At 62.8% G+C, this 15,335-nt stretch carries 18 protein-coding genes; 7 read left to right on the forward strand and 11 right to left on the reverse strand.

The genetic code is table 11. The annotated features are described in order from the left end of the window. A complete protein-coding gene (locus tag V3W40_RS00715; RefSeq protein ID WP_065928175.1) occupies positions 1 to 777 on the reverse strand; it encodes a class II glutamine amidotransferase in 777 nt (258 codons plus the stop codon). 30 nt (positions 778 to 807) lie between these two features. Then, positions 808 to 1,341: a hypothetical protein gene (locus V3W40_RS00720; protein ID WP_027604265.1), complete on the reverse strand. Its 534-nt coding sequence runs from the start codon at positions 1,339 to 1,341 to the stop codon at positions 808 to 810. Between the two features lie 24 nt (positions 1,342 to 1,365). Between V3W40_RS00720 and V3W40_RS00725 the strand changes: the two genes are divergently transcribed. Continuing rightward, positions 1,366 to 3,408, forward strand: coding sequence for a S9 family peptidase (locus V3W40_RS00725; protein ID WP_065928178.1), 2,043 nt, complete (start codon positions 1,366 to 1,368; stop codon positions 3,406 to 3,408). A gap of 69 nt (positions 3,409 to 3,477) precedes the next feature. Beyond that, a complete protein-coding gene (locus tag V3W40_RS00730; RefSeq protein WP_027604267.1) occupies positions 3,478 to 3,951 on the forward strand; it encodes a cyclic nucleotide-binding domain-containing protein in 474 nt (157 codons plus the stop codon). Here the strand turns inward: V3W40_RS00730 and V3W40_RS00735 are convergent. Further along, positions 3,948 to 4,226, reverse strand: coding sequence for a hypothetical protein (locus V3W40_RS00735; protein ID WP_027604268.1), 279 nt, complete (start codon positions 4,224 to 4,226; stop codon positions 3,948 to 3,950). The two genes, V3W40_RS00730 and V3W40_RS00735, sit on opposite strands and share 4 nt — an antisense overlap. 78 nt (positions 4,227 to 4,304) lie before the next feature. Between V3W40_RS00735 and V3W40_RS00740 the strand changes: the two genes are divergently transcribed. Next, entirely contained in the window at positions 4,305 to 4,991 is a 687-nt protein-coding gene (locus V3W40_RS00740; RefSeq protein ID WP_065928179.1) for a spermidine synthase, read from the forward strand. Between the two features lie 39 nt (positions 4,992 to 5,030). Here V3W40_RS00740 and V3W40_RS00745 read toward each other — a convergent pair whose 3' ends face one another. After that, on the reverse strand, positions 5,031 to 5,951 hold the full coding sequence (locus V3W40_RS00745; RefSeq protein ID WP_065928180.1) for a ParB/Srx family N-terminal domain-containing protein: 921 nt from the start codon (positions 5,949 to 5,951) through the stop codon (positions 5,031 to 5,033). 106 nt (positions 5,952 to 6,057) lie between these two features. Between V3W40_RS00745 and V3W40_RS00750 the strand changes: the two genes are divergently transcribed. From V3W40_RS00750 to V3W40_RS00760, 3 genes are all read left to right on the forward strand, one after another. Further along, entirely contained in the window at positions 6,058 to 6,432 is a 375-nt protein-coding gene (locus tag V3W40_RS00750; protein ID WP_003210675.1) for a YajD family HNH nuclease, read from the forward strand. Positions 6,433 to 6,600: 168 nt separating this feature from the next. Continuing rightward, the gene (locus V3W40_RS00755) at positions 6,601 to 7,068 is read left to right on the forward strand and encodes an RNA methyltransferase (RefSeq protein ID WP_065938927.1); all 468 of its coding nucleotides are present in this window, start codon (positions 6,601 to 6,603) and stop codon (positions 7,066 to 7,068) included. Between the two features lie 67 nt (positions 7,069 to 7,135). Beyond that, positions 7,136 to 7,486, forward strand: a complete 351-nt coding sequence (locus V3W40_RS00760) for a YgaP family membrane protein (RefSeq protein ID WP_330214252.1) — start codon at positions 7,136 to 7,138, stop codon at positions 7,484 to 7,486. Between the two features lie 188 nt (positions 7,487 to 7,674). Here the strand turns inward: V3W40_RS00760 and V3W40_RS00765 are convergent, their stop codons facing one another. Together V3W40_RS00765 and V3W40_RS00770 are read right to left on the reverse strand one after the other, a co-directional pair. Next, entirely contained in the window at positions 7,675 to 8,895 is a 1,221-nt protein-coding gene (locus tag V3W40_RS00765; protein WP_065928182.1) for a hypothetical protein, read from the reverse strand. A 13-nt stretch (positions 8,896 to 8,908) separates the two neighbouring features. After that, positions 8,909 to 9,358 carry a YcgN family cysteine cluster protein gene (locus V3W40_RS00770; protein WP_003172524.1) on the reverse strand — a complete coding sequence of 150 codons (450 nt, stop codon included), beginning with the start codon at positions 9,356 to 9,358 and terminating at the stop codon, positions 8,909 to 8,911. Between the two features lie 153 nt (positions 9,359 to 9,511). Here V3W40_RS00770 and V3W40_RS00775 point away from each other — a divergent pair, with 153 nt between their 5' ends. Then, on the forward strand, positions 9,512 to 10,096 hold the full coding sequence (locus tag V3W40_RS00775) for a nitroreductase family protein (RefSeq protein WP_027604274.1): 585 nt from the start codon (positions 9,512 to 9,514) through the stop codon (positions 10,094 to 10,096). Between the two features lie 365 nt (positions 10,097 to 10,461). Here V3W40_RS00775 and V3W40_RS00780 read toward each other — a convergent pair whose 3' ends face one another. The 5 genes from V3W40_RS00780 to V3W40_RS00800 all read right to left on the reverse strand — a co-directional run bounded on the left by V3W40_RS00780 (position 10,462) and on the right by V3W40_RS00800 (position 15,119). Further along, positions 10,462 to 11,394 carry a D-2-hydroxyacid dehydrogenase gene (locus V3W40_RS00780; protein WP_330214253.1) on the reverse strand — a complete coding sequence of 311 codons (933 nt, stop codon included), beginning with the start codon at positions 11,392 to 11,394 and terminating at the stop codon, positions 10,462 to 10,464. Positions 11,395 to 11,501: 107 nt separating this feature from the next. After that, positions 11,502 to 11,795 carry a YcgL domain-containing protein gene (locus V3W40_RS00785; RefSeq protein ID WP_027604276.1) on the reverse strand — a complete coding sequence of 98 codons (294 nt, stop codon included), beginning with the start codon at positions 11,793 to 11,795 and terminating at the stop codon, positions 11,502 to 11,504. Beyond that, positions 11,792 to 12,925, reverse strand: coding sequence for a ribonuclease D (gene rnd, locus V3W40_RS00790; protein WP_065928184.1), 1,134 nt, complete (start codon positions 12,923 to 12,925; stop codon positions 11,792 to 11,794). The genes V3W40_RS00785 and rnd overlap by 4 nt, the downstream gene beginning before the upstream one ends. Before the next feature lie 122 nt (positions 12,926 to 13,047). Then, entirely contained in the window at positions 13,048 to 13,647 is a 600-nt protein-coding gene (locus tag V3W40_RS00795) for a class I SAM-dependent methyltransferase (RefSeq protein ID WP_027604278.1), read from the reverse strand. A gap of 101 nt (positions 13,648 to 13,748) precedes the next feature. Then, entirely contained in the window at positions 13,749 to 15,119 is a 1,371-nt protein-coding gene (locus tag V3W40_RS00800) for a glutamine synthetase family protein (RefSeq protein WP_330214254.1), read from the reverse strand. Positions 15,120 to 15,335 lie beyond the last annotated feature (216 nt).

The raw sequence follows: 15,335 nt of genomic DNA on the forward strand, positions 1-15,335 counted from the left end.
TTACTCGGTAACGCCCTGGCTGACGCATTCACCGCGTCGCCACAGGCTCCATTGGCCCGGTTCGTAGCGGGTCCAGTTTTCGTTGTCGGTCAACGGCTCGGTGGCGATCACCGTCACCACATCGTTGGGGGTGGTTTCGGCCTGAAAATCGACGATCACGTCGACATCCTTCAGGCGCGCCGGACCAAACGGCGCACGCCGGGTGATCTGCGCCAGTTTGGTCGAGCAATAGCAAAACAGCCAGTCACCGTCGCTGAGCAGGCAGTTGAACACACCTTTGCTGCGGTATTCGGCACAGGCGGCGATCAGGTCCGGCAGCATCTGTTCGATGTCCACCGGCTCGGGGAAGGCCTCGCGCACGCGGTTGAGCAGGTCGCAGAAGGCCGCTTCGCTGTCGGTATCGCCGACTGGCCGATAGAACGTGGCGCGGGGGTGGAAGTCTGCCAACTGGCCGTTGTGGGCGAAACACCAGTTGCGGCCCCACAGTTCGCGCACGAACGGGTGGGTGTTGGCCAGGCTCACCTTGCCGACGTTGGCCTGGCGGATATGGCCGATCACCACTTCACTCTTGATGGGGTAACGCTGCACCAGCAGGGCGACTTCCGACTCACTGCTGGCGGCCGGGTCCTGGAACAGGCGCAGGCCACGACCTTCGTAGAAAGCGATGCCCCAACCGTCGCGGTGGGGGCCCGTACGTCCACCGCGCTGCATCAGCCCGGTAAAGCTGAACACGATATCGGTGGGGACGTTGGCACTCATGCCCAATAATTCACACATGCCAGGGCTCTCGCTGCAGGGCGGACAACGTTAAAGGCGCGGTTCGACCCGCATACCGCTCACCGGTGCAGGACGACGGAACGGCTCGTCGTCTTCATCCACAGGCTCGGCGGCCAAGGCGGCGTCGGTGGCGGCCTTGCGCTCACGGCGGGCGTTGGCGGCGCGCTCGATGGGCCAGCGGATCAGCACAAACACGAGGTACACACCAAAGGCGATCAGGGTGTACATGAACAAATCGGAAATCGCCCGCCAGGCGTTATTGCCGACCTTGAGCACCAGGTCCAGGGCCGTGATGGCCACGGCCGGCGCGAACTGAGTCTTGACCGGGTCGACGATGGTCGGGCTCAACAACAGCACGGCCATCAGCAATTGCAGCGGTTCGCGCAGCCAGCGCCAGATCCAGCGGGTCATGCGCCACCACACCAACAGGCAGCCCAAGGCAGCGAAGGCGTAAAGGCCCCAAGCGGTCAGATAGTCGTTCTCGGTCATGGTGTCCATGGCAAGGTAGGCAAACAGGCGGCTATGATAACGGCTTTTGCGTGTCGCGGCTGCAATGCCTGCCACCTTCCGCCAGACAGAGAGTGCTCCATGCCTTCATCGACCGCCCCGATTGCCCGTAAAGCCCCAGGCCAGGACCCGTACGCCTGGCTGCAAGAGCGCGACAGCGTTGAAGTCCTTGATTACCTGAAGGCCGAAAATGCCTTCCAGGAAGCCCAGCTCGCCGACCAGCAGGCCCTGCGCGAAACCCTGTTCGAGGAGATCAAGGGCCGCATCCTCGAAACCGACCTGTCCCTGCCCTCTCCCTGGGGCCCGTATCTGTATTACACGCGCACCACCGCCGGTGACGAATACGCCCGCCACTACCGCTGCCGCCGCCCGGCCGACGACGGCAACCAGGTGGACGACAGCAGCGAAGAGCTGTTGCTGGACCCGAACGTGCTGGCCAACGGCGGCTTCTTTTCCCTCGGCGCATTCAGCATCAGCCCCGATCACCAGCGCCTGGCCTACAGCCTCGATACCAGTGGCGAAGAGATCTATACCCTGTTCGTGAAGGAATTGGCCACCGACAAAGTCAGCGAACTGGCGTTCGAGAACTGCGACGGCAGCATGACCTGGGCCAATGACAGCCTGACCCTGTTCTTCGGCGAGCTGGACGACACCCACCGCCCGCACAAGCTGTATCGCTACCGCCTGGATGGCACGGCGGCGCAGGAAGTGTTCCACGAGCCCGACGGGCGTTTCTTCCTGCACTGCTACCGCTCCAGCTCCGAGCGCCAGTTGCTGCTCTCGCTCGGCAGCAAGACCACCAGCGAGGTCTGGGCGCTGGATGCCGACCAGCCGCACCTGGACTTCACCTGCCTGGCGCCACGGGTCGAGGACCATGAATACGATGTCGACCACGGCCAACTGAATGGCGCGTGGACCTGGTTTATCCGTAGCAACCGTGATGGCATCAACTACGCCCTGTTTGTGGCGACCGACATTGGCGACGTGCCAACCGAGGATGAGTGGCAGAACCTGATCCCCCACAGCGATGACGTGATGCTCGACGGCGTCAGCCTGAACACCGGTGCCATGACCCTGAGCCTGCGCATCGGCGGCCTGCCGGTGATCGAAGTACACCCCCAGGGCTTGCCGCCGTATCGCGTGGAGCTGCCCGATGCCGCCTACAGCCTCTACGTGCAAAACAGCCTGGAATTCGTCAGCGACAAGATCCGCCTGCGCTATGAAGCCCTGAACCGCCCGGCCCAGGTGCGCCAGCTGGAACTGGCCAGCGGCGCGCAACAGGTGCTCAAGGAAACCCCGGTACTCGGCGTGTTCAATGCCGATGACTACGTCAGCCAGCGCCTGTGGGCCACCTCCGCCGATGGCACCCAGGTGCCGATCAGCCTGGTGGTCAAGCGCGACCAGCTCGGCAAGCCAACACCGTTGTACCTGTATGGCTACGGCGCCTATGGCTCAAGCCTCGACCCGTGGTTCTCACATGCACGCCTGAGCCTGCTGGACCGTGGCGTGGCCTTCGCCATTGCGCATGTGCGCGGCGGTGGCGAACTGGGTGAAGCCTGGTATCGCAATGGCAAGCAGGAACACAAGCAGAACACCTTCAGCGACTTTATCGCGTGTGCCGAACACCTGATCGCCGAGGGCCTGACCACCTCCAGGCAACTGGTCATCAGCGGCGGCAGTGCCGGCGGCCTGTTGATCGGCGCGGTGCTCAACCAGCGTCCGGAGTTGTTCCAGGCGGCGATTGCCGAAGTGCCGTTTGTCGACGTACTCAACACCATGCTCGACCCGGAATTGCCGCTGACCATCACCGAGTACGACGAGTGGGGCAACCCCGAAGAGCCTGCGGTGTATGAACGCATCAAGGCCTACGCACCGTACGAAAACGTCAGCGCCCAGGCCTACCCGGCCACGCTGGTGATCGCCGGCTACAACGACAGCCGCGTGCAGTACTGGGAAGCGGCCAAGTGGGTGGCCAAGTTGCGCGCGACCAAGACGGACGACAACCTGCTGTTGCTCAAGACCGAACTGGGTGCCGGCCATGGCGGGATGAGCGGTCGCTACCAGGGATTACGTGACGTAGCACTCGAATATGCATTTGTGTTCAAGGCGCTGGGGCTGGTTTAAGGAACTTAGCGGGGCGGTCCTGTCTGAACATTCAGACCGCCTCCTGATTGATGGACCAAGATTGCAGCCATGGCACTCCCGACTTTAATGAATACCGAAATCCGCGACATGCTCATGGACTGCGGCCTGTTCGACCCGTTGTTGCCGGAAGACTTTTACGTCGCCGCCGGCTACTTCAATATCAGCAGCATTGCCGAGGGCGAGGTGATTTTCCTCGAGGGCGATGCCGGCACCTTCATGTGCATCATCCACAGCGGCCAGGTGGCGGTGCAGAAAACCAACCACACCGGCCAGCGCCTGACCATTGCCACCCTGCGCAGCGGCCGGGCCTTTGGGGAGATGGCCGTGCTTGACGGCGAGCGGCGCTCCGCCAGTTGCGTGGCCGCCAGCGACTGCGTGTTGTTGAACCTGGGCAAGGACGCCCTGGAAAAGATGCTCAATGAAACGCCGCGTGTGGCGGCGAAGATCATCCGCGCAATCGCCATCGCGTTGTCCAAGCGCCTGCGCATGGCCGATGGGCAATTACTCTCCCAACAGTTTTAACCGCCGGGCGTCTTCGGCTTGCTGTCGTTCTGCTGCAGGCCGGGCACCGTCTGGTCCTTCGGCGGTGTCGGCAATACGATGGGCACCAACGGCGGTGAACCGTTCGTCTTCGGCACGGCCGGCGGGGTGATCTGCGGATACAGCGTCGGCGTTGGCGTGCCCGGTGCGCCGGGGCTAGGTGCCGGCGCCACCGGTACGGTTTGCAACTCCTGAGCCTGCGCCGCACCCAATGCGAGCGCGCTCAACACAATGACCGTTAGAATGCTGCACTTCATCGATGGCTCCATGGCCTGACCGGAATGTCGTAAGGCTACTCCCAACCGCGCAAGAATGCCCTTCCCAATGAGATTTCCATGAAACGTTTCGTTCTGCTGGACACCACCCCGATCCCCGACAACGGCGGTGCCTTGTGCCTGTTCGAATACGGTGAAGACTTTGTCATCAAGATCCAGGGCGGTGACGGCGGCCAGTTGATGAACACGCGCATGCACGGCTCCGAAGACGCGCTGGCGCAAATCCCTTGCCGCAAGGTCGCGGGGCGCCCGGGCTCACGGGTATTGATCGGTGGGTTGGGCATGGGCTTTACCCTGGCGTCGGCGCTCAAGCACCTGGGCAAGAGCGCCGAAGTGGTGGTGGCGGAACTGGTGCCCGGTGTCGTGGAATGGAACCGGGGGCCACTGGGGGAAAAGTCCGGCCGCCCACTGCTGGACCCGCGCACGGTGATCCGCATGGAAGACGTGGCCAAGGTGCTGCAGGCCGAGCCCCAGGGCTTTGACGCGATCATGCTCGACGTCGACAACGGCCCCGAAGGCCTGACGCAGAAGGCCAACAGCTGGCTCTATTCCGCCGGTGGCCTGGCTGCCTGCGCCAAGGCCTTGCGGCCCAAGGGCGTGCTGGCGGTGTGGTCCGCCAGCGCCGACAAACTGTTCAGCGACAAACTGCGCAAGGCCGGTTTCAAGGCCGAGGAAGTGCAGGTGTTTGCCCATGGCAACAAGGGCACCCGGCATACCATCTGGATAGCGGAGAAGCTCAAGGGCTGAGCACGCTTCCCAAGACGCCCCTCCCACATGTTGATCCTGTCAGTTGTGGGATTTGCGGTAGTCGATCACGTACGGCACTTTTTTGTCGAAGGTCTTCTCCAGCTCATCGCGGTCCAGCCGGGTCATGCCGCCCAGTTGATGGGCGGTAAAACCGCTGTCCCCCACCTGCGAGCCCGGCGCCAGGCTGACCATGCGCTTGGCGACCGCTTCGATAGCATCCTTGTAGCCGCCTTTCTTGTTCAAGTTGTACTGGCCCAGATCAATCTGCGTGCGCAGCCAGTTACCCCAATAGAACTCCAGGAACTCCGGGGCGATCTGCCCGTCATTCGGCTTGCCATAGGCGGCCTTGCGGGTGAAGTACACCAGGCTGCGGAAGGTGTCGTCCTGCAGGTTCTTGAAGCCCAGGTGCGCCGGCAGTTGTTCCGGCGGCAGGGCCTGGCCCTGGTTGTCCTTGAGCCAGACCTTGCGGGCCGCTTCCATGCGCTGCCAGAAGCTCGCCATGTTCGGGCTGTTGCTGAAGTCGTCGGTGACCTTGACCCACATCTTCAAGCGCGGGCCGCCGCCGGGCACTTCCCACAAGGTGGTGAAACTGTGGTGACCGTCGGTCAGGTACAGCTGGCCGGCGGGGCCGACCACCACGGTTTTCATGTCCTCGGGATGGGTGCCCACCGGGTCCTTGCAGGTGAAGCTGTCGGGCTGGTGCAGGTCAGCCTTGTCGGGCACTTTGCCGGCCTCGCCCTGGCCGTTGGTTTCGCAGTATTCATCGAAGACCTTGGCGGGTTTGTCGGCGAACAGGCCCAGGCTGTAGTAGATCTGGTCGAAGCCCACCACCGCCTGGGTCGGATGCAATTGTTCAAGGGCAACTTCGATCACCTGCCCGGGCTTGGGCGTCGAGAACGCCTGGGCCTGGAGGGTAACGACACACAGTAGCAGTGCAACAGTCCATGAAAGCAGACGCATGTTTTTCAGATCCTTATGAGTAAAGTAAATCGATCCCAGCGGTCATTTGCGACGCAAGCGGCTAGAATCAACGCTATCCGTGACCACCAAACAGCCAGGAGCCATGATGAGCTCGACCAACCCGCCCTCCCACACCGCCAAGCTGGACCGTATCCTTGCCGATGCCCAGCGCGACCGGGAAATGGGCTACCGCGACAAAGCCCTGAAGATGTACCCCCACGTGTGCGGCCGCTGCGCCCGTGAGTTCGCCGGCAAGCGCTTGAGCGAACTTACCGTACACCACCGTAACCACAATCATGATGACAATCCCCAGGATGGCTCGAACTGGGAGTTGCTGTGCCTGTACTGCCACGACAACGAACACTCGCGCTACACCGACCAGCAGTACTTCGGCGAGGGCTCCACCAGCAGCCCGACAATCGCCAAGGCCACGCATAACCCGTTTGCGGCGTTGGCGGGGTTGATGAAGAAAGACGACTGAAGAGTGTCGTCGCCTGTCCTGGCCTCATCGGGAGCAAGCCCCCTCCCACATTTTGAGTTGTGAACACTTTCAAATGTGGGAGGGGGCTTGCTCCCGATAGCGTTAGCCCAAGCAATACACCGCCTTGAGGCCGTATAATCGCCGCTTTTCTCCAAGGCACCCTTCCCCGTGGGCAATAAACGCTACAGCTGCATCGGTCTGTATAACCCCAAATCCCCCGAAAACGTTGGCTCGGTCATGCGTGCCGCCGGCTGCTACGGCGTGGCCTCGGTGTTCTACACCGGCGTGCGCTACGAGCGCGCCCGGGACTTCATCACCGACACCAAGAAGGTCCACCACGATATTCCGCTGATCGGCATCGATGACCTGAAGAAGATCCTGCCCCTGGGCTGCATCCCGGTCGCCGTGGAGCTGGTGGACGGTGCCCGCCCGCTGCCCGAATACACTCACCCCGACCGCGCGCTGTACATCTTCGGCCCTGAAGACGGGTCGCTGGATAAAGACATCCGCGATTGGTGCGAAGACGTCGTGTACATCCCCACTACCGGCTGCATGAACCTGGCCGCCACCGTCAACGTGGTGCTCTACGACCGCATGGCCAAGGGCAACAACACCCGTTCGGGCCCCAAGTACTGATCTTTTGGGAACATCCGGCGCCTGCACGCAGTCAGCTGCATACACTTGACCTTGTTGGAGACAGATCATGAGCGACAGCACAACCTTGCGACCTATCATCGAACACACCCCCTTCCAGAATCAGCCCACCCAGAACGTGCACGGCTGGGAACGTATCGGCTCAGTGGCCGGTGGCGTGATGATGGTGGGCAAAGGCCTGCGCCGTGGCGGGATTTTCGGCCTGATTCAGGTGGCGATCGGCGGCGTGGCACTGGCGCGCGGGTTTACCGGGCACAGTGCGTTTAAAGACAAGCTGGAACAGGGCCGCCAGGAAATGAACAGCGTACGCACGAAGATCGAGCGTGCCGGTGCAGAGCTGAAAAACCTGAAGACCAAGGCGGAAGTGGCGGCTGAGAAGGCCGTTAAGACCACTGGTTAGATTCAAATGTGGGAGGGGGCAAGTCCTAATGCCATCATGTAGGAGCGAGCTTGCTCGCGAAAAACTCACAGGCGCCGCGTTCATTCAGGAAGCACGCGTTATCGTTGACGTTTTTCGCGAGCAAGCTCGCTCCTACATGGCATTAGAGCTTGCCCCCTCCCACCTTTTGTTTTGTGTATGGCGAGGGCTCAGCGCAGCAGCTTGCTGTCCAGTACCACCGACGATTCCCCAATGATGCTCTCGGCCAACTGCACAAACTCGGCGGTGGTGATGCTGTTGGCGCGCATCACCGCCTGCGCGAGATCATCCAGGGAGCGCTTGTTGTGAGTCTTTACGCGGATCTCGCGATCCAGCTCCTGCAACACCACCACCGCCCGTGACACCGTCGCACCGCTGACGTGGTCGCCGCGCAGGCTGGTCACGTCCTTGCCGTCCCTGGCCAAGCGCGCCTGTATCGCCTGATAGCGCTCATCGGTCACCCCGCCGGCACGGCGCACCAGTTCAATGGCGTAGTACTCCGCCAGCCCCTCGCTGATCCAGTCGCTGGTGTCGTGGTCGTTGAAGCGGCCAATCGCCTGCACCACTTCACGGATCAACGGGCTGCTGCCGTTCTCGCTGACCAGCGGCGTGCGGCTGTTGAGGTAGATCGAGTCGCGCGACGAGACCGCACCACGGCGCATCGGATCGCTGGCGCCCACCACCAGCAGCTTGGCCGGATGACGTGGGAACGCCGCTTCCACCTGCGGCCAGACAAAGGTCAGCAGTGTCAGCACATCCATCCGTCGCATGGCTTGGCCCTTGGGCGAGGCGATGGTCACTTCGGTCTCGCCCAGGCGCACGCGGCGGCTGCCCAGGGTGCCGGCGAGCATCCAGCCGGTGGGCCGGTCAAACAGGCGCGAGACGTTGTCGATGCGGAACTTGTTCTTGCCGATGCGCGGCCAGGCGGTTTCGATGCTTTTCCAGCCGGCCGGCAGTTCGAACACCAGGCGCGAGACCAGTTCGACGCCGTCCTGCTGGTCGAGGCGTGCGGGCGGCACCAGGTCTTCGCCGCGAAACAGCGCCCAGCTCGGGGTCATCCGAGCTTCGTAAATACCCGGTTTGCGCGCGTGGCTCAGGCGCACCCGATAGGTCAGGCTGGCCTTGTTGGCGCTGGGTTGCCACAGGCCACGGTGGTCATTGACACTCCACTGGCCATCGGCCTTGAAGTCGCTGTAGTCGCCGGCGCGGCCCAGGTCGAAGTTAAGGCTGCGCACCGCCGAACCCTGGGACAGGCTCACCCGCACCTCGGCCTGATCGTCCTGGGGCAGCAGCTTGACGTGATAATCCAGGTCGACTTTCTTCGCGCACCACGCAGGCATGCTCAACGCCAGCAACACCAGGCTTGCCGCCAGCTTGGTTCCCGCCCTCATACACACTCCTTGTTCAGCCCGCGCGGAAGATCAGGTAATCCTCCCAGTCGTCCTCGGGCACGCTGCCTTCGCTGAGCATGCGCCCGGACTGGGAAATGCGTTCGTGGTGCACGGCATCGCGGTCGCCGCAGACCAGGTGGTGCCACAACGGCAGGTCCTTGCGCTCGCTGACCAGGCGGTAGCCGCAGGTGGGCGGCAGCCATTTGAACTGGTCGGCCTGGCCCGGGGTGAGCTGGATGCAGTCGGGTACCGAGGCACGGCGGTTGGGGTAATCGGTGCACTGGCAGGTTTTCAGGTCCAGCAGCTTGCAGGCGATGCGCGTGTAATAGACGCTGTTATCGTCTTCATCCTCAAGCTTTTGCAGGCAGCACAGGCCACAGCCGTCGCACAACGACTCCCACTCCTCCTGGTCGAGGTGTTCAAGGGTTTTGCGTATCCAGAAAGGTTCGACTTTGGCGGCCATGGCTCTACATCGGTATCGGTAGGTGAAAAGGCCGCCAGTCTAGTGCCCAAGGCCCCTGGGGCCAAGCGCTTACGACTGTCGGTATGACAAGACTTGTCAGTCTAGCGGGGGCGCAGTAGCTTTGAGCGCCGAATTGACGATCAGGAGCTGCCCATGACACGCGTTGCCGATTACCCGATCCATACCCAGTTCACCGAACGCTGGTCGCCCCGTGCCTTTACCGGCGAGAGCATCCCGCAGGAAACCCTGCTGAGCTTCTTCGAAGCCGCACGCTGGGCACCGTCGGCCTACAACTCGCAGCCTTGGCGTTTTCTCTACGCACGCCGTGATACGCCGGACTGGGAGCGCTTCCTGGGCCTGCTGAATGAATTCAACCGTGGTTGGGCACAGCATGCGTCGGCCCTGGTGATCATTGCCTCGAAAACCGACTTCATCGCCCCCGGTGCCACGGAAGAAACCCCGGCACTCTGGCACACCTTCGACACCGGCTCGGCCTGGGGCCACCTGGCGCTGCAAGCCAGCCTCAGCGGCTGGCACACCCACGGCATGGCCGGCTTCGATCAGGAGCTGACGCGCAAGGAGCTGAAGATTCCACAGGGTTATGCGCTGCATGCCGCCGTTGCGGTGGGCAAGCTGGGCGACAAATCGACCTTGCCGGAGTACCTGCAAGGCCGTGAAGCGCCAAGCCCGCGCAAGCCGCTGAGCGAGCTGGTGTCAGAAGGTGATTTCAGCCTCTGAAACTGACGCAATCTCAAATGTGGGAGGGGGCTTGCCCCCGATAGCCATGGGTATCTACACAGCTTCCAGTGAATACGGAATCTATGGCAATTAGGCTTCTGTGGTGAGCGGGCTTGCCCCGCGCTGGGCTGCGAAGCGGCCCCAATAAGGTCAACGCAGAGTGCCAGAATCAATCGAGGTGAAGGTTTTGGGGCTGCTTCGCAACCCAGCGCGGGGCAAGCCCGCTCACCACAGAGTTATGTGTCAGCCTTTAAGAGTTGTGTAGATACCTGTGCCTCGATAGCGGTGGTTCAGTCAATAGATACAGTGACTGACACTCTGCTATCGGGAGCAAGCCCCCTCCCACACTTTCTCCCCGCGCCGCCTCAGTAACCGCGCTCGAAATCCACTTCCCCGCGCAAGGCTTGCTTGGCCTGGTACGCGCGCAGGTTTTCCAGGAACAGCTCCACCATCATCGGCGGCGAGGTCGGTGCGGAGCTGTGCCCGGTCAACAGCAGGCCCCAGGCGGTCCAGAACGGGTGGCGCTGCGGCAACGGTTCCTGGCGGCACACGTCGATCACCGCGCCGGCCAGGTGCCCTTCTTTCAGGGCCTCGACCAGATCGGCATCCACCACCGCCACACCGCGCCCGACGTTGATGAACAAACCGGTCGGCTTGAACTGCTTGAACAGCGCTGCGTCGTACAGGTCATGGGTGTTCGGTGTGTTGGGCAGCAGGTTGATCACGTAGTCCACCTCCCCCACCAACCGGCCCAGTTGGTCGAGCCCGGCCACTTCGATAAACGGCGCTTGTTCCCGCGCAGTGCTGGCGATGCCGTACAGCTTGACGCCGAACGGCACGAGAAACTCGGCGACACGCTGGCCGATGTCGCCGGTACCCACGATCAACGCCTTGCGCCCCGCCAGGCTCTGGCCGGTGCGGCTGTCCCACTTGCGCTCGACCTGGCTGACCAGTCGCGCCAGTACTTCGCGCTCGTGGCCCAGCATGTAGGTGAGGACAAATTCGGCCATGACCTGGCCAAAAATACCGACGGCGCGGGTCAGGCGATAGTCGCGGGGCAGGCCTTCGGCCAGCAGCGGCGTAATACCGGCCCAGGTCGATTGCAGCCACTGCGGCTGGTGGCCCTGGCGCAACAGTGTCGCCAACAGGTCCGGCTGGCCCAGCCATACCGGGCAATCGGCGGCCAGGCGCGACAGTTCGGCCGAGTCGCCGCTGGTGAGCACCTCCAGGTCCGGCGCCGCGTCATTGAGCAATTGGGCGTAGAGCGGGTGATCCTGTTCAGCAATCAGAACACGCATGGTTCAAACCTTTCAAAAACAGTGCAGACGGCCGCCCGCTTCCCTACGGCCACCGCCCACTAATACGATTCCATTGAAACCTGTGCCCCGGGCGACGCACTGCCCGATCACATCGGGTCGTTGCGACGCAGCAGCTCTTCGGGCAGGTGCTCGATGTACTCATCCTCGGCCGGCGGCATTTGCAGGTGATAGCCCTGCTTGTCGAGGTTTTCCAGCACCACGATGATGTCTTCGCGGGACAACTTGCGCTCCGGCGTCAGCACCATGTCGAAGGCGTGGTGCGGTTTGCCGAACGCCGCCATCAAGGGCTCCGGCACGCGCTCCAGGGCGTCGCTTTTGAGCACGTAGAGGTACATGCCGTCTTTTTTCAGGCTGCGATAGATCGAGCAAATACGTTTCAAGGCTGTTCTCCGGCAGGGGCCAGGCTGTCGAGCAGCGCCTGGCCCATCAACTCGCGGCGCCAGCCACGCAGCGAGTCTGGCAATTGGTAAGGCCCATCGGGGAAGCCACTTTTAACCAGGGCTTCGAGGGTTTTCTTGCGCAGCATCAGTTCCGGCGCCATCTCCAGGCGCTCGGCAAATGTCTGGCCGAGGGCGCGCAGTTGCTTGATCAACGTGGCGGCGTCCACCGGCAGCGGTTCAGCCACGGCCGGCGGCCACTGGTCCATGGACACGCTGCCGGCACGCTTGATCAGGTCCAACAGGAACTGGCCATCCTGGCGCACGGTACGCGGGTGCATGTCTTCGATCTTGCCCAGGGCGGCGAGGTTGTCCGGCTGGGACTTGGCCAGGGGCCACAGCGAGTGTTCGCGAATGATGCGGTTGCGCGGCAGGTCGCGGGCGCGGGCCTGCTGCTCGCGCCAGGCGCAGAGTTCACGCAATACGGCAAGCTGGGCACGGGAGAGTTTCCACGCCAGCTTGGCGTCACGGTAGACCTCGTACGGGTCGACTTCGCGGCGCAGGTTGGCAACCAGTTCGGCACCGTCTTCCAGGACCCAGGCGTATTTATCATCCGACAAGCGCGGGCGCAGGCGAATGTAGACCTCGGCCAGGTGCACGGCGTCTTCGGCGGCGTAGCTGACCTGGGTCTCGGACAATGGCCGCTGCAGCCAGTCCGAGCGGGTCTCGCCCTTGGGCAACTCGATATCGAGCACGGCTTGCACCAGGCGCGAGTAGCCCATGGAGAAGCCGAGGTTCAGGTAGGCGGCGGCCAATTGGGTGTCGAACAACGGCACCGGCAGGCTGCCGGTCAGGCGCAGCAACACCTCAAGGTCTTCGCTGCAGGCGTGCACCACCTTGATCACCGCCGGGTTCTCCAGCAACGCGGCCAGGGGTTGCCAGTTGTCGATGGTCAGGGGATCGATCAGGTAAGCGCGTACGCCATCACCGATCTGGATCAGCCCGGCAATGGGATAAAAGGTGTCGACCCGCATGAATTCGGTGTCGAGGGCGACGAATGGCAACTGCTGCCATTCGGCGCAATGCTGGCCGAGGCTATCGTTGTCGCAGATCCAGTGAATATCGATGGCCACACGGCTCTCCCTTGAAGAATGGCGCGCAGTATATATCGCGAACGGGGCTAGCGAGCATCCGCAGTGCACAGGCAACCATGAAAACTCAGACAGGAGATGAAGAATAGTCCGACAAGTGGGAGTTATCCTTTCTTACGAAGAACGTAGACCCGCCACAGGCTGGAGCCCGGCATGAATTCCTGCTGACTCAAGACCTTGAACCCGGCCTGGCGAAATTCCTCTTCCACGGCGGTACGCGAGGGTACCGAGACAATCACCGTGTCGCGGCTGACCCGGTGAAACTCGCGCAGCAACGCCATGCGCCCCTCGCTGCTGGGCACATGACGAAACAACTCCAGGCAGAAAATGCAATCCACCGCATTCGCCGACAAACCGATGGAAAATGCCGAGCCCTGAAAGGTCTTGACGCGCTTGAGCAATGACGGCGGATGGTGGCTACGGGCGTGGTCGAGCATGTCCTGGGAATTGTCCGAGGCCAGGATCACGCGGTTGACGTGCTCGGCCAACACCGGCCAGAAGCGCCCCGAGCCGCAGGCCAGGTCCAGGATAAGCCCCGGCTCGCCAGCGACCTTGAGCGCCTGGCGCACCAACCACTCGTCGCGCCATGACGCCAGGCGCTGGCGCAGACCGGGCGGGCGCGTGTCACCGCAGACCCTGGCGTGCTCAAGGCCACAGCGTTCGGCGTATTCGATCTCGATGGAAGAAGGAGGTTGTGGCGACATCGCAGGCTCATGTGACTGAAACGGTAGTGAACGACCTTGATTCGCAGCTTAACCCTTGCAACGTGAAAAAAAGGTCGAAGCCCTCACCAGCGTAAAAACCATCACGCCTGATGCAGATACCAACGCCAGTCCTGCTCGCCCACCTCGCCCATGAACTGGCGGTATTCAGCATGTTTCACCGCCAGGTACACGCCCAGGAACTCGCTGCCGAACGCCTCCCGCGCCCAGCTTGAAGCCTCCAGTGCGCGCAGGGTGGTAAGCCAATCGGTGGGCAGCAATTCCTTGGCCTGGGCGTAGCCGTTGCCTTCCACCGGGGCACCGGGGTCGAGTTGTTCGCGAAGGCCACGGTGGATGCCCGCCAGGATCGCGGCCGCCGCCAGGTAAGGGTTGGCATCGGCGCCGCAAATGCGGTGTTCGATATGCCGGGAATGGGCCGGACCACCCGGCACCCGCAGGCTGACGGTGCGGTTGTCCACGCCCCAGGTGGCGGCCAGCGGCGCATAGCTGTTGGTTTGGAAACGGCGATAGGAGTTGGCGTTGGGGCAGAACATCAGCAGTGAATCGAGCAGGGTGCTGAGCATGCCCCCCACTGCGTGGCGCAGCAGTGGCGTGCCGTCGGCGGCTTCACTGGCGAACAGGTTGTTGCCCTCGGCGTCGGCCAGGCTGACGTGCATGTGCATGCCGGTGCCCGCCAGGTCATCGAACGGCTTGGCCATGAAGCACGCAGCCATGCCGTGTTTGTGCGCCACGCCCTTGGCCAGGCGCTTGTAGCGCACCGCTTCGTCCATGGCTTGCAGGGCGTCGGCGCGGTGTTCCAGGGTGATTTCCACCTGGCCCGGGGCGTATTCGGAGATCGCCGTGCGCGCCGGAATGCCTTGCAGTTTGCAGGCGCTGTAAAGGTCGGCGAGGAACGGTTCGATCTGCTCCAGCTCACGCAGGCCGTAGACCTGGGTTGCGCGTGGGCGCCCGCCGTCCACGTCCCGTGCGGGTTGCGGGCGGCCATTGCCGTCGGGCTTCTGGTCGAGCAGGTAGAACTCCAGCTCCGCCGCCATTACCGGGTAATAACCGTCGGCGTTCAGGCCCTCGATCACCTTGGTCAGCAAATGCCGGGGGTCGGCCACGGTGGCGGGCAGGCCTTCGGTGGGGTGCATGCTGACCTGCACCGCAGCGGTCGGGATCAGCCGCCACGGCATGCGCTGCAAACTGCCGCTGATCGGGTAGGCGCGGCAGTCGATATCGCCCACTTCCCACACCAGCCCGGAATTTTCCACATCGTCGCCATTGATGGTCAGGCCGAGGATGGTGCTGGGCAGCGGCCGCCCGCTTTCATACACCGCCAGCAATTCGTCGCGGTGCAGCAACTTGCCGCGCGGCACGCCGTTGTTGTCGAGGATAAACAGCTCGAACATCTCGATGTCCGGATGCTGTTCAAGGAAGGCGTGGGCTTCGTGCAGGCTGGCAAAAACACTCATGGGGGGTTCTCGTACGTTTGTTTCAGGCAGGCGCGCACAAGGGTGCGTCATCCGTGGGGTAAATCAGCGTAGGAGAAGGGGGTCTGGCGGGCGCGCGTGGCGGCAGTGGAACAGGGCCCAGAAGGCGAGCTCGGAGGGCAGTGTCGCAGGGTGAGTGTCGGAAGAGCCGCCCATGGGTGGATCACAATGATAGAGATGCGCCCAGCGTCACACGCC

This window comes from Pseudomonas sp. AM8 (genome assembly GCF_036346475.1).
Classification (GTDB): domain Bacteria; phylum Pseudomonadota; class Gammaproteobacteria; order Pseudomonadales; family Pseudomonadaceae; genus Aquipseudomonas; species Aquipseudomonas marginalis.